This window comes from Paraburkholderia sp. OAS925 (genome assembly GCF_040543975.1).
Lineage (GTDB): Bacteria > Pseudomonadota > Gammaproteobacteria > Burkholderiales > Burkholderiaceae > Paraburkholderia > Paraburkholderia graminis.
In genome coordinates, this window is record NZ_JBEUNO010000002.1 from 2546513 (window position 1) to 2559876 (window position 13364).

At 65.8% G+C, this 13364-nt stretch carries 10 protein-coding genes and 1 pseudogene; 2 read left to right on the forward strand and 9 right to left on the reverse strand.

What is annotated here, in order from left to right; all coding sequences use genetic code 11:
• Positions 1 to 4 precede the first annotated feature (4 nt).
• From ABIE53_RS30115 to ABIE53_RS30135, 5 genes and pseudogenes are all read right to left on the reverse strand, one after another.
• Complete coding sequence (locus ABIE53_RS30115) at positions 5 to 679, reverse strand: DUF4136 domain-containing protein (RefSeq protein WP_192700189.1); 675 nt, start codon at positions 677 to 679, stop codon at positions 5 to 7.
• Positions 669 to 3249, reverse strand: a pseudogene (locus ABIE53_RS30120) (CHASE2 domain-containing protein). The gene ABIE53_RS30115 and the pseudogene ABIE53_RS30120 overlap by 11 nt, the downstream one beginning before the upstream one ends.
• A 108-nt stretch (positions 3250 to 3357) precedes the next feature.
• The gene (locus tag ABIE53_RS30125; RefSeq protein ID WP_192700191.1) at positions 3358 to 4857 is read right to left on the reverse strand and encodes a FecR domain-containing protein; all 1500 of its coding nucleotides are present in this window, start codon (positions 4855 to 4857) and stop codon (positions 3358 to 3360) included.
• A complete protein-coding gene (locus tag ABIE53_RS30130) occupies positions 4854 to 5591 on the reverse strand; it encodes a response regulator transcription factor (RefSeq protein ID WP_006050296.1) in 738 nt (245 codons plus the stop codon). Before ABIE53_RS30130 ends, ABIE53_RS30125 begins: the two co-directional genes overlap by 4 nt.
• 717 nt (positions 5592 to 6308) lie before the next feature.
• A complete protein-coding gene (locus ABIE53_RS30135; protein WP_192700192.1) occupies positions 6309 to 7271 on the reverse strand; it encodes a GlxA family transcriptional regulator in 963 nt (320 codons plus the stop codon).
• 185 nt (positions 7272 to 7456) lie between these two features.
• Between ABIE53_RS30135 and ABIE53_RS30140 the strand changes: the two genes are divergently transcribed.
• Positions 7457 to 8647 carry an MFS transporter gene (locus ABIE53_RS30140; protein ID WP_192700193.1) on the forward strand — a complete coding sequence of 397 codons (1191 nt, stop codon included), beginning with the start codon at positions 7457 to 7459 and terminating at the stop codon, positions 8645 to 8647.
• 96 nt (positions 8648 to 8743) lie between these two features.
• Entirely contained in the window at positions 8744 to 9730 is a 987-nt protein-coding gene (locus ABIE53_RS30145; RefSeq protein ID WP_192700194.1) for a LysR family transcriptional regulator, read from the forward strand.
• Here ABIE53_RS30145 and ABIE53_RS30150 read toward each other — a convergent pair.
• From ABIE53_RS30150 to ABIE53_RS30165, 4 genes are all read right to left on the reverse strand, one after another.
• Positions 9693 to 10478 carry an alpha/beta fold hydrolase gene (locus ABIE53_RS30150; protein WP_192700195.1) on the reverse strand — a complete coding sequence of 262 codons (786 nt, stop codon included), beginning with the start codon at positions 10476 to 10478 and terminating at the stop codon, positions 9693 to 9695. The two genes, ABIE53_RS30145 and ABIE53_RS30150, sit on opposite strands and share 38 nt — an antisense overlap.
• 538 nt (positions 10479 to 11016) lie before the next feature.
• Positions 11017 to 11715 carry a septal ring lytic transglycosylase RlpA family protein gene (locus ABIE53_RS30155; RefSeq protein WP_192700196.1) on the reverse strand — a complete coding sequence of 233 codons (699 nt, stop codon included), beginning with the start codon at positions 11713 to 11715 and terminating at the stop codon, positions 11017 to 11019.
• An 83-nt stretch (positions 11716 to 11798) separates the two neighbouring features.
• Positions 11799 to 12611, reverse strand: a complete 813-nt coding sequence (locus ABIE53_RS30160; RefSeq protein ID WP_192700197.1) for a peptidoglycan DD-metalloendopeptidase family protein — start codon at positions 12609 to 12611, stop codon at positions 11799 to 11801.
• 216 nt (positions 12612 to 12827) lie between these two features.
• Positions 12828 to 13118: a hypothetical protein gene (locus ABIE53_RS30165; protein ID WP_192700198.1), complete on the reverse strand. Its 291-nt coding sequence runs from the start codon at positions 13116 to 13118 to the stop codon at positions 12828 to 12830.
• Positions 13119 to 13364: the final 246 nt, after the last annotated feature.

The following is a 13364-nucleotide window of genomic DNA, read 5'->3' on the forward strand; positions in this document are numbered from 1 at the left end:
GGCGTTACTTTTCAAGCGGCTCGACGGACACGACATCCGGCACGCCGCGCGCTTTATCCATGCGCAATTTGACGCGCCAGTCGGCCGGTGCGTCGAAGGGAAATTGAGCCAGCGCGCTTTTGATCAGCGACGGCGTCGCGCGCAGCGGATCGGCGTCGCGATCCGTGCTGGCCGCGCTCACTTTGTAGATCTCGCGTCCGCTCGCGCGCTCGAAAAAACGCAGCGTCAGCGTATGCCTATACGCACGTGCCCCGAACAGCGAGAACGGTGCGCCGCTCTGCGGACCGCAATCGCCGGCCGTGCAGTCGCTGCGATCCACGCCGATTTCGGCGGGACGCGTTTCGTATCCGACTGACAGCACGTAGTGCGCGGGACGGTCAGCGGTATCGGCAAAGCCCTGCTTCGCCAGCTCGTCTCGCAGTTGGGTTTCGATCTGCGCGTGGTCGCTCTGCGCACCCTGCGCGCCCTGCGTCGGCATGCGCGCGAAGCTATAGGTCCGCTCGCCTGGCAGTGCAGTTGCAGGCGTGGCGGTATGCACGTCGGCGTGCATGCCGGTGCAGCCGGCGAGAGTCGCCGCCGTGAGCAGCGCGCCGATAAGGATCGCATTCAGCCCTTTCACCGCTTTCACCGCTTTCACCGTTCTCTCCTCGCTTCGATAGGTTGCGTGCTCACACGCCATGAAGAGGCCTCGTGGGCAACTCCGATTGTTCGTCGTCCAGTGCCGGCAGGCGGATCGTTACCGCCGTGCCGCGGCCAGGCGCGCTCACGACCTCGACATCGCCGCCGTGGCGGGTGACGACTGTCTTCACGAAGGCCATGCCGAGCCCCGCGCCGCCCACGTCGGGCCGCTCGGTTTCATGGAATCGCCTGAAGCGCTCGAACAAGCCGGCCTGCTGTTCCTCTGGAATGCCATAACCCTCGTCGCGGATCGTGCACGACACGCCGGCAGACTTCACATACGACAGCTCGCAGGCGATGCGCGTATCCGATGGACTATATTTGACCGCGTTGTTGAGGATGTTGACGAGCGCGCGCGTCATCAGCGAACGGTCCGCGCAGATCCAGTGGCCGTCGTTGTCGTTCTCGTCGCGGCCGCTGCGGCCTGTCGCGCTGTCCGTTCCCGTATCGAGCGCGATGCGCTTCGCGTGCGCCTGCGGCCAGACTTCGTCGCTCGCGTCGATCATCAGCTCGGCGAGATTCACCGGCTCCAGCATGTAGGTTTGCGATTCGGCGCGCGCGAGCTGCACGAAGTCATCGGCGAGCGTCAGCGCGCGTTGCGCATAACGTTCGATGCGCTCGAGCACGCCGCGCGCGAGCGCCGGCGTCTCGCGTGCGCGCTCCATTTCGACGAGCGCGAGAATCGACGCCTGCGGCGAACGCATGTCGTGCGACAGCAGCCGCAGCGCGTCTTCGCGTTGACGCTCGGCTGCGTGCAGCGCCGACACGTCGACGAGACCCGCGATCCAGCCGGTCGTCTCGCCTTGCGCGTTGGTGCAGTTTGCATAGCGCAGCAGATGATCGCGTTCGTCGGCGTCTCGCACCTCGACGCCCTGCGCCATCAGCGCGGCGAATTCGCTGCGCGCGGGATCGAGCAGCGCGGGCCAGTGTGCGCGCGCGAAGAGCGTTTGGTCGGCGTCCGACGCCGCGCCGCTGTCGATCGCTTTGACGAGCGTCAGCCCGCCGAGCACGGCCTGCATCGCGCGTCCTTCCGGCATGGGCGCGCCGAGCCGCGCGAAATGCGCCTTGGCGGCATGATTGGCGATCAGCACGATGCCGCGCACGTCGCTGACGAGAATCGGCTCCGGCACGCTGTTCAGGCTGTCCCACACGAAGCGCTTCATGTCCTGCACGCGTTGCGCGGCTTGCGCCATCAGCGCCATATGCTGCTCCAGCACGTCGCCGCCGAATTCGCGGCGGCGTTGCGGCGTCTGCGGAGTCTGCGGCAGCAGATGCGGTTCGTCGGCGAGGCGCTGCAGTTCCTTGCGCAGATAGGCCATCGTCATTTCCAGGCGCCGCCAGTTCCAGATCGGATAAACGACGACCACGCCGATGATCGCCGGCACCGGCGACAGCCACAGCCGCGCGCCGTAGAGCAGCACGGCGCTGCCCGTCAGCGCGATCACGCACAGCGCGCCCGTGAGCAGCAACGAGCGGCGCGGCGACAACACCAGGAAACCGGCCAGCAATGCGGCAAGCGAGACCAGCGACACCGCGAACAGCAACCATCGCGCGGCCGGCAGGACCTGGCGACCGGTCAGCAGCGTATCGAGCACGTTCGCATGAATGTAGACGCCGGGCAGCGGCCCCAACTCGCCGGACACCGGCGTCGCGAACCGGTCGTAAAGGCCCGATGCGGTCACGCCGATTACGACGATGCGGCCACGCAGTTTATCCACGGGGACGTCGCCGGCAAGCACGCTCGCGAAGCTCAGCTTCGCATAGCGCTGCGCGTTGCGGCTGAATGGGATGAGGAAGCGGCCGTCGGTGGATGCGTCTTGGTTTGCGTCTTGGTTTGCGTCTTGGTTTGCGTCGGGGTTTGCGTCGGGGTTTGCGTCGGGGTTTGCGTCGTTGCTTGCGTCGCCGCGCGCTGCGCTCGCCTGGTTCATCGGCTGCGGATTCAGCACAAACGCGCCCCGCTGCGCCGCCCTTGCGACCGTCACCATCAATTGCGGCCAGCGCGCGTCGGCGTCGCCTTCGAACTGGGCGACGCTGCGCACGATGCCGTCGCTGTCCACCTCGAGGTTGATATGCCCGAGGCCGGCCGCGGCGCGCGCAAGCGGCGCGACCGGCTCGACGACCACGCGCGGCGCGTCGCGCCCCGCATCTTCGAGCAGCACCGGCAGATAAGTCGGGACTCAGCGCGATCGCGCGGGCAAGCGCGGCGTCGTCGGCATTGGGTTCTGTGAAGAGCACGTCGTAGACGACGGCGGCAGGCTTCGCTCTCGCGATCTGCTCGAGCAGCTTTGCATGAACGCTGCGCGGCCACGGCCAGCGACCGAGTTCCGCGACGCTTTCATTGTCGATTTCAAGCACGACGATGTCGGGCAGCACCGGTTGCGCGCGCCAGCTCAGCAAGTGGTCGTACACCAGGTGATCGACGCTCGCGCTCATGCGTCCGATCGAACAGAGCAGGATCACGATGAGGCCGAGGCTCCCGATCGCCGCCCATTCGATCAGAAAACGCCGACCCGCGCGCCGTCCGAGACGGGCGCGCGGGTCGAGGCTCAGGCGCGTAGATGTGTTCAGCAAGGCGTGCGCGTAGGGTCTGTTGGGCGTGCGAGTCCGGGAGCGTATCGCATGCGGCTCCGTGAATCTACCAGCGAATCCGCCACCGAAGCGATCACCAATCCGCCAACGTCAGCGCGCGAGCGTGAACGAGCGGACCGCGCTCGTCGTCTCGTAGAAGCGGCCGTTGTCGAACTGCTCGGCGACGATCGTCCAGTAATAGACGCCCGGCGGCAGATCGCTCACCACCAGTTGACCCTCCGTCAGATCGGCGCGATCGACGATCGGATGACGCAGATCCGCTGTCGTCGCCATGACGAAGCGAAAGCGCGTTTCGCCCGACGCCGGCGCGCGGCTCACGAACCAGCGGAACTCGTACTCGTGACTGCCGGCGCGCGGCGCGGCGGACGCCGTCAGTCCGAACTGACGCCGCTCGAAGCCATACACCTGCGGCAAACCTTCGAGCCCGTTTGCGTCGATGGCGGCGATGCGCAAGAAATACGTGCCGTCGGCGAGATCGCCAAAGTCCGCGTGCGGCGTGCTCACGCGCAGGTCGCGAATCAGGTCGAGCTGGTCGGCGTCGCGCGAAATCTGCACGCGATAGGCCGCGGCCTTGCGCGCCGTCTCAGCGGAGCCACCGGCGGCGGCCGGTATCAGATCGAAGGCCACCGTCTTGCCGTCCTGCACGCGGGCCGGTTGAACAAGCGCGGGCGCGGCGAGCAGTTCGACTGCTTCGCCTGGCGCGCCGCCGGCTCGCGTGACGCTGCCAAAGCGCGCCGCCAGCAGTTGCGCCGACGCCTGCAACGGCAGGCCGGGTGCAGGCGCACGTGACAGAGCCGAATCGGGATCGACGCCGACCGCGCCATCCAGCACTTCGACGGCGGTGGTTTGCGCGTCGCCGTCGTAAGCGACCCGGAAGTGCGTGCCGCGCACGCCCGCGACCACCGACGGCGAGCGGATCTGAAAGCGGTCGTCTTTCTTCGTCGCGTGCGTGACCTCGCTTTCGACACGCCCACGGCGCAGCTCGAGTTGCCGGTCGCCCGCGCCCGTCAGTGCGGTTCGCCGCAGCTTGCCGATGTCGAGCATCGCGTCGTCGGTCAACGTCACGTGCGAGCCGTCGGACAGTTCCAGCGTGACGAAGCCGTTGGTTCCGGTGCGGATGCGGTCGCCTTCGCCGAGCATCTCGCCCGCCGCAAGCGGCACATACGGCCCCTTGCCGAACGCATGTTCGGCGGGGCCGCTCGTCGCAATCACGCGCGCGGTTTCCGGGTCCTGTTTCAGTTTGTCGGCGGGCAGGCGCAGCGCGACGCCGGCGTGCATGCGGCGCGGCGCGGGCACGTGGTTCAGGCGGCTTAACACCGCCCAGTCGCCGCCGTCGATCAGATAGCGGCTCGCGATTTCATATAGCGTGTCGCCTTCGCGCGTCACGTAGGAGACATAGGCGGGCGGCGCGGCTTTCGCGCGCTGCCTGGGCGCGCGCGAAGACTGCGCGTGCGCGTCAGGCGGTGCGAAACAGGCAATCGCGAGCATGCCGGCTGCCGCGAGCCACGCGCTCGCGCGGCGGCTCGCCGACGCTGCACCGCCGCGCCCCGCCGCGGCAAGGTCGACGGCAAGATCGACGGCAAACGTCACGCCTGCCCCGCTTCCCGACGGTCGGCCGCGGCCGGCGCGTCGCTCGCGGATTCGAGCCGTTCGAGCCGGTAGCCATAGCCGTAAATCGGCGTCAAACGATAGCCGTGTTCGGGGCGCAGACCGAGCTTGCTGCGCAGCATCGAGACGTGCGTGTCCATCGTGCGCGACGGGATGTCGGTCGCCTGCTTCCAGATGACGTCGAGAATATGCGCGCGCGACAGCGGCCGGCTCAGATGCTGGAACAGCAGCAGCGCGAGCTCGAACTCCTTCTGCGTGACCGCGACCTTCGTGCCGCGCACCACCACATGCTTCGCGTGCAGGTCGAATTCGAACTCGCCGAACACTTCTTTCGCCGACGGCGGCTTCAGATGATAGGCGCGCCGCAGCAGCGAACCGACGCGCGCAAGCAGCACCGCGCCGGAGACCGGCTTGACGACGTAGTCGTCGGCGCCCGTATTCAGAATCGACGTGATGTCGCTTTCATGGCCGCGGCTCGTCATGAACAGAACGGGCAACCGCTCCGACAGACTTTCCCGCACCCAGCGCAGGACATCTTCGCCGGACATGTCAGGCACGTTCCAGTCGAGCACCAGCAGATCGAAGGTCTGGCGCCGCAACTGCCGCACCAGTTCGCGACCCTGGCCATAGGCATGACAGACATGGCCCGCCGCCGACAGCGTTTGGCAAACTAGATCGGCCTGCGCCGAATCGTCATCCAGGACAGCAATTCTCATAAAACCCCGCAACGCGACTTACGTTTGTTCGTCATCTATAACTGGGGCCAGCGCACGAGCACCGTCAACCGGTGCCGCAAACCGGCGGATCGGCCGGGATGCCGGTGCTCGCTGGCACCGACGATCCGGCTTTCCACTCATTTCGAAGTTTCTTCCACTTTCTTTCAACTAATGGTCCTTCGCCTCGCGCCCCGTAAAGCTGTTGCCGCCCCGTCTCAAAATTTGTGCGCATTTTCTTTGATTTAGGAGCGGCGATTATCAAAACCGGCGATAATCATAATCGAAAAAACGCGCGTTTATGCTCGCATCATTAAACTCGCCGCAGCGGCGGCCTTTGCATTGCATCGCCCTTTCGAGCAACGCTTTGGCACCGCTTTGGTACCGTTTTGGGAGCCGCCTGCATGCCGCAAAATGCCGCCGAATGCCGCTCGGTGCGGGCTTGCGCGCCGCTCCGACGTTTTTCGTTTTTGCCTCTCAGGTGCTGCCGATTAGCGCTTCGCCCACTGGGCTCGCTATTGGATTAGTTGGTCTCTCTCGCGCGGTGCTGGCCCCGCCGCCTTGCTTTTCAAACCGCGGCCGGGAACAGAAAACAGCGCGGAAACAGCGATTTGACATTCGTGAGTCAGTATAGGAACTGTCTCAAAATAAATCGTTTAAGCTTTGTCAAATCCACCAGGCGTTGCGGGCGCCACCGCTTATGGCCGCTGTTGCACGCAATTAGCCCGCGTGCAACTCCACCACTCCGCGCGCCTCCCGGCTCAAACGACGCACCGCCTGAGGCGGCTGCCCGATCGTGCGCAGGAACGCGCGCCTCATCCGCTCGCGGTCCGTAAAGCCCACTTCGTCCGCGATCACATCCAGCGACAGGCGGCCCTTTTCCAGCATCAGCCGCGCGGCTTCGACGCGCAAATGCTCGACCGCTTTCGCGGGCGACTGCCCCGTCTCGGCACTGAACGCGCGGCTGAACTGGCGCGGGCTGAGTCCCGCCACCTCGGCAAGTTCTTCGACGGTCAATGCGTTGCGCAGATTGGCGTTCGCGTGATCGATCGCCTTCTGGATCTTGTCGGACTTCGGGTCGAGGTCGAGCAAGGTCGAGAACTGTGACTGCCCGCCCGCGCGCCGGTGGTACACCACGAGCTTGCGCGCGACCGTGCGCGACACGTCCTGGCCGTGGTCCTTCTCGATCATCGCGAGCGCCATGTCGATGGTGGCCGTCATGCCCGCGGACGTCCAGATCGGCCCGTCGACGATAAAAATCTGATCTTCCTCGACGGCGATCTTCGGAAAGCGGCGCTGCAGATCGTTCGCGAACCGCCAATGCGTGGTGGCGCGCCGGCCGTCGAGCGCGCCCGCTTCGGCAAGCACGAACGCGCCTGTGCAGGGCGCTGCGATCCGCCGCGATGTTTCGAGCGAGCGTCTGACGAACGCGGTCAGCGCGGGCGACCGGAGGTCGATGTCGACGCCGGAGCCGAACATCACGGTATCGAACGTGGCGTCGCCGAAAGGCTGCGTCTCTACCCGAATCCCCGCCGACGACGGCACGAGCCCGCCCGTCTCCGACAAGAGCGTTATGTCGTACGCCGGCTCTTCAAGCACGCCGTTGGCCAGTTCGAACGCCGTGACGGCCGCAAACCCCATCAGATAGAAGTTCGGAAAAACCACAAAACCGATCGTGTGCATGCGCGGCTCCAGCCATGTCCTGAATTGATGGTATATACGACATTTGAGACGCGGTCAACGAAGGCTATGCTTGGCCTATGCATCGCGCCGGCCGTCCGGCGCAGACAGGACCGCATCGCCGCGCCAGGGCCGCGCGGCCGTGCATCGGAACGCAACAGGCTGGCTAAAAAGTAGAGAACCTTCACATGGACCGTCGATTACTGATACTCGCGCTCGGCATGTTCGCCATGGGCACCGACAACTTCGTGGTCGCCGGCATTCTCCCCGGCGTGGCGGCCTCGCTGCATACCTCGGTCGGCGCGGCCGGCCTGATGGTGACGTTTTATGCGCTGACCTACGCGATCGCCGCGCCGGTGATGGCGGCCGTCGCCGGCGCATGGCCGCGCAAGCCGCTGCTGGTCGGCGCGCTGAGCGTTTTCGTCGTCGGCAACGCGATCAGCGCGATGGCCACCGACCTGCACTGGGTGCTGTTCGCCCGCGCGCTCGCGGGCTTCGGCGCCGCGCTCTTTTCGCCTACTGCGTTGGGCGTCGCCTCCGCGCTCGCGTCGCCCGAAAAGCGCGGCCGCGCGCTCGCCACGGTGACGGCGGGCCTGACGGGCGCGACCGCGCTCGGTTCGCCCATCGGCACGTTTATCGGCGGATTCGGCACCTGGAGAACGACGCTGTGGTTCGTGACGCTGCTCGGTCTCGTCGCGATGATCGGCGTGTGGACGATGCTGCCCTCCGTCGCGCAGCCGCAGCCGATCAAATTGCGCGACCGGCTCACGCCGGTCCGCGACACGCGCGTCGCGCTCACGCTGCTCACATCGCTGTTCGCGTTCGGCGGCTTCCTGATGGTCTACACCTACGCAGGCGTCGTGCTCAATCGCGTGACGCACGGCGACGAGCGCATGCTCGCGGGCCTGTTCCTGGTGTGGGGCGTGGCGGCGACGGTGGGGAATCTGCTGGCCGGACGCCTCGTCGACAAGTTCGCGAGCCGCCACATCATCAACGCGATGCTGTGCATTGCCGCGATCAACTTCTGCGCGCTGCCGTGGACTTCGGCGCACGTCGCAAGCGCTGTCATTGCGCTGATCGTCTGGGGTCTCTGCGGATGGGGGCTCATCGTTCCGCAGCAGCACCGGCTCGTGCAAGTCTCGCCGCAGGTCGCGCCGTTGCTGCTCGCGCTGAACAACACGGCCACGTATATCGGGCTCGCGTGTTCGGGCGTGCTCGGCGGCATCGTGCTGCAGTCGACGGGCGGGCGTTATCTGAGCGTCGTGGCCGCCGCGCTGATTGCGCTCGCGTTGATCCTCGCCGAGGCGGCGTATCGGCGGATCGAGCGGCCGCAAGCGGCGCATCGCGCGGCGCCCCGTCGCGAGACCGAGGCGGCGTGAGCGTGGCAACAGTGGTTCGTTTGCGTCGATAATCGCGATTTTCCGCTCATGCGGGATAGCCCGCGCGGATCGCTGCGCAATCGAATCGAGGAACGCATGGACCGCTTGACTGGCATGGCCGTTTTCGTCGCCGCCGTCGACGAAGGCAGTTTCGCGGCGGCAGCGCGCCGCTTTGGCCTATCGGCTGCGATGGCCGGCAAGTACGTCAGCGCGATGGAAGCGCAATTGAACGCGCGGCTGCTTCAGCGCAGCACGCGCCGCTTGAGCCTGACCGATGTCGGCCACGCGTATTACGAGCGATGCAAGCGCATTCTCGACGCTTATGACGAAGCCAACCGCGAAGCCAGCGACGCGCACGGCACCGCGCGCGGTGTGCTCAGAGTCGCCGCGCCGGTCACGTTCGGAGCGATGCACCTGGGCGAAGTGCTCGCGCGATACATGGAGCAATTCCCGCACGTCAACGTTGAAGTTTCGCTGTCGGACCGTTACGTCGATCTGCTTGAAAGCGGTGTCGACGTCGCCGTGCGGATCGGTCGCCTGCGTGACTCCGCGCTGATCGCGCGGCGGCTCGCGCCCTGCCGCATGGTGATCTGCGCGTCGCCGGACTACATTGCACGCAACGGCATGCCGCGCAGCCCCGACGACTTGCGGCAAGCGCCGCGGCTCACGTTCAGCGAAGCGGTGTCCGTCGGCGACTGGACGCTCTTCGACAGCGAACGACGCGCGCACGTAATCGACGGGCCCTGCCGGCTCGCCGCCAACAATACGCAGATGCTGCTTGCAGCCGCGCTCGCCGGTGCGGGCGTCGTCTACGGACCGACGTTCGTATTCGGCGAGCAGATCGCATGCGGAAAGCTGGTCGAACTGCTGCCCGAGTACCAGGCGTCCGAGCTCGCGATCCAGGCGGTCTATCCGAGTGCGCGCCATCTGCCGCTGAAGGTGCGCCACTTCCTCGACTACCTCGCGGCTGCTTTCGGCGACGAGCCGCCGTGGGATCGCTTCAGGCAAGCACCGCCGGCACGCGCGAATCCGCGCCGCTCGCTCGCTACGAAGCGCCCAGTTCGCCAACGAACTGCCGGATGATCGCCGCAAGCGCTGACGGCGCTTCGAGTGGCGACAGATGTCCGGTGCCCGCCAGCACTTGCAGACGCGAGCCGGCAATTCGCGGCAGCAACTCCGCGCGCAACGTGTCCACGCGATCGACCTGATCGAGTTCGCCGGCCACCACGAGCACGGGCACGTTGATCGAGCTGACCTCGTGCGTGATGTCCTCGAGCATCGCGGCGTTCGGCCAGGCTGCTCTCGCTTGCGGCGCACCACGCAGGCTGTCGGCAATCACCTGCTCGCGCAGCGCCGGCGCGAGTGGATTCGCGCTCAGCACGTTATCCAGCACCCATTCGATCGATTCACGCGAGTCGTACGCCGCCGCCATCGCGGCGCGCTGCTCGTCGGGAAGCACCATCGGCGAAGGCGGCGACGGCGCGACGAGCACGACGCCCTGCAGTCCTTCGGGCCTGCGCGACGCGACCAGTTGCGCGACCTTGCCGCCCATCGAGTGCCCGACGAGCACATAGCGCGAGAGCTTAAGTACTTCGATGACATCGTGCGCATCGTTGGCCAGATCCGCGATCGTATAGCCTTGCTCCGGCGCCGCGGAATTGCCCCATCCGCGATGGTCGACGGCAATGCTCCTCTGCGCGCTCGACAGTTCGCCCACAACCGCGTCCCACGTGCGCGACGATCCGCCCCAGTAGTGCAGAAACACGAGTGCCGGTTCGCCGCTGCCCCGCTCTCTGACATGAATCGTTGTTGCCCTCGTCCGGATATCCATAGCAATGCTCCTTGCCAATGCTCGTTGCGCGTAAGTGAACGGTGCGGGCTTGCCTGCAACCGTGGCCACATTGTGGATGTCGTCGAGCCATCCGATAAGCGCTGTTCTTCTTTATACGGTCGATCGCCGCGCGATCGGATCGGACGTGAAGCGAACGCCGGCGCAAGGCGTCGCGCGCAAAAAAACGGCATCGTCCCGCATGAGACGATGCCGCTCAAAAAACACCACACGCTCGCGGGGGCTACCACACGAGTGCTCAAAAAATAGCTGCTAAGAAAGTCTTCCTCAAGATGAAAGAAGTACTTTTGTAACGACGCAGGCGGTAGTTATTACGCACGCCGTAATAGCTGTGCGCCCGCAAGCAGTGCTGCATGCGGCGTCAAAAAACTTACGACCAAAGACCCGCAAAACAGCGCGTTTTACACAAGCGATGATTTGTTACAGTCCGGCCTCGCCGATGACGCCCAGGAAGACCGGCGGCCGTCACCCATACGTAAGCCCGCTGAAACCAACTGGCAGGCATGAGCAACGCGTCACATCAGACCGGCTGATCCATGCAGCGACGCGTGCCGTCGGCCCCGCGCACCGGCGCGATGTGTTCGAGCGTGACCTGTGCATGGCCTGCCGCGCGAACGCCGAGCGCTTCCGCGGCGGCATACGAAAGATCGATGATGCGACCGCGCGCGAACGGCCCGCGGTCGTTGATGCGCACCACCACCGAGCGCGGCCGGCCGTGCGCCGTCACACGCACGCAAGCGCCTAGCGGCAACGTGCGATGCGCCGCCGTCAACGCATGCATGTTGTAGCGTTCGCCGCTCGCGGTTCGGCGTCCGTCGAAGAGCTTGCCGTACCACGAAGCGAAGCCCGTCTGCTGAAAGCCCTTGCCGCAGGCGCAGGCCGGCACGATGGGCGAATCGTCGGCGCTGGACTGAGTGTCGGTGTCTGCATCGGCGTCGGCATCGGCGTTCGCGTCTGCGTCCGCGTGCGGCTGCCGGTGCGCGTGCGGCTGCGGGGCCGACGCGAGCGGCACGCCGGCAGCGTCCGCACCGACGCCGTCGCTATGTTTCGAGCGCGATCCGCCCGCGCCTCGCAGCGTGTGAATGGCCGGGGCGTCGAAACCCGACGGGCTTACGCCCGCGTCGGGTTGCGCGCAGCCAGCCAGCACGAGCGCGGCGCCTAACAATGCAAGCGCCGATGAAAGGCGGCCTGTCGAACAACTGCGGAAATCAGAGATCATGAGCGTTGTCGCGCGCGCCGCGCTGCGTGAACAGCGTCGCGCGTCGTGTGCGGTCTGGTGGGTTCGGGGAAACAAACGCCGGCTTAATGGCGCTTGGGAAGGTAGGCGAGCGGATCGACGGGTTTGCCGTCCTTGCGCACTTCGAAATGCACGGACGCATCGCCGGCGGCGTCCGCGGAAACTTCCGCAATGGCCTGCCCTTTCTTGACGGGTGCGCCTTCCTTGACGAGCAGCGCGCGGTTGTTGCCGTAAGCGGTCAACAAATGCGAGTCGTGCTTGACGATGATGAGCTGGCCATAACCCGCGATGCCGCCGCCCGCATAGACGACGCGGCCGCTCGCCGCGGCTTTGACCTGTTCGCCGGCGCGCGTGGCGATCGTCACGCCCTTGGTCTTGCCGGCCACGAACGGCTCGCTGACCGCGCCGCTGACGGGCCAGGCAAGCCGCGCTTTGGCGTCGGCGGCGGTGGTCAATGCCGCATCCGTGCGCTTATCCGCTGTTGCGGCCGCGCGCTGATCCGTTGCGGCCGCAACGTTCTGCGTTGCCGCGGGCGGAGCGACGCGCAATATCTGCCCGGCGCGCAGCGAGCCATCCGCGGAAAGACGATTCCATTGGGCGATCGCCGACGCGTCGCGGCCGAAGTCGTGCGCAATGGCCGTCAGCGTATCGCCCGGATTCACGCGATAAAACCCCGCGGGCACGGTCGGCGGATTCAACGCGGCCGACGCATTGCCGGCCGTCCAGGCCGAGATCGGATCGTAGGACGAACTGACCGGCGCTTCGAGCAACGGCGTGCTCGGCGAAAGCAGCGAGCAGCCGCTCAGCGCGCCGGCCAATGACCATGCGAGCAGCTTCAGAACGCGCGGCGCTGCGCATCGGGGCAAACAGATTTTCATTAACGTATGAGAAGAGATCGTGATCTTGCCGAGCGGCGTTTCAGCGCTCGCGTTTTTGTGTGTGCGCTAATGCAACCATGCAATCATGCAAATCGGCGTCGCGGCCGGATGGCGCTCTTCATGCCGATGTGAAGCGAATGCGGGCGAATGCGGCGATGCGGGCCGATGCGCTCGCACCGGCCCGCTTCTTCGCAGACTCGCTAACCGACGGAAAAATTACGGCTTGGCAGGCGCTGCTTCGTCGGCTACGGGCGCGCTGTTGTCGTCGCCCTGTGCCGTCGATGCCGCGTGCTTGTGTGCATGCTTATGCGCGTGCTTGTGCGCGTGCTTGTGCTGCTTCGTCGCGTGATGATGCGGGGCTACCGGCTCGCCTTCGTGCGTTGCGGCCGAAGCTGCATGCATCGGAGCCGCTTGCGGCGCGGAAGCAGCTGCGGGCGCGGAGGCTTGCGCGAAAGCGGCGATCGAGAACAGACCAGCGACGGCGGCGGCGAGAAGTTGCTTGTTCATGACGGTGTTTTCCTTAACGTATGCGTTGACTGACCGATTAATGGTCGCGTGTTCAACGAGTGCGAAAAGAAACCGTTGACGGCATCAGGTCAAACTCAGCAATCCTTGACGATTTGTGACGCCTTTGAACAGTAGCGAGTCAGATGTGACGAGATTTGAATACGATCAAAAGGCGGGCTTTACAGCGGCACGGCGTTTTTGAAAGACGCGCGGTTGTGATCGACACGCACGGTCGTTGCGACCGCG

What these genes read in the sequence shown, in the direction of transcription:
- ABIE53_RS30115 (WP_192700189.1), bottom strand. Translation starts at nt 679, where the DNA reads ATGGCGTGTGAGCACGCAACCTATCGAAGCGAGGAGAGAACGGTGAAA.
- ABIE53_RS30130 (WP_006050296.1), bottom strand. Translation starts at nt 5,591, where the DNA reads ATGAGAATTGCTGTCCTGGATGACGATTCGGCGCAGGCCGATCTAGTT.
- ABIE53_RS30135 (WP_192700192.1), bottom strand. Translation starts at nt 7,271, where the DNA reads ATGCACACGATCGGTTTTGTGGTTTTTCCGAACTTCTATCTGATGGGG.
- ABIE53_RS30140 (WP_192700193.1), top strand. Translation starts at nt 7,457, where the DNA reads ATGGACCGTCGATTACTGATACTCGCGCTCGGCATGTTCGCCATGGGC.
- ABIE53_RS30145 (WP_192700194.1), top strand. Translation starts at nt 8,744, where the DNA reads ATGGACCGCTTGACTGGCATGGCCGTTTTCGTCGCCGCCGTCGACGAA.
- ABIE53_RS30150 (WP_192700195.1), bottom strand. Translation starts at nt 10,478, where the DNA reads ATGGATATCCGGACGAGGGCAACAACGATTCATGTCAGAGAGCGGGGC.
- ABIE53_RS30155 (WP_192700196.1), bottom strand. Translation starts at nt 11,715, where the DNA reads ATGATCTCTGATTTCCGCAGTTGTTCGACAGGCCGCCTTTCATCGGCG.
- ABIE53_RS30160 (WP_192700197.1), bottom strand. Translation starts at nt 12,611, where the DNA reads ATGAAAATCTGTTTGCCCCGATGCGCAGCGCCGCGCGTTCTGAAGCTG.
- ABIE53_RS30165 (WP_192700198.1), bottom strand. Translation starts at nt 13,118, where the DNA reads ATGAACAAGCAACTTCTCGCCGCCGCCGTCGCTGGTCTGTTCTCGATC.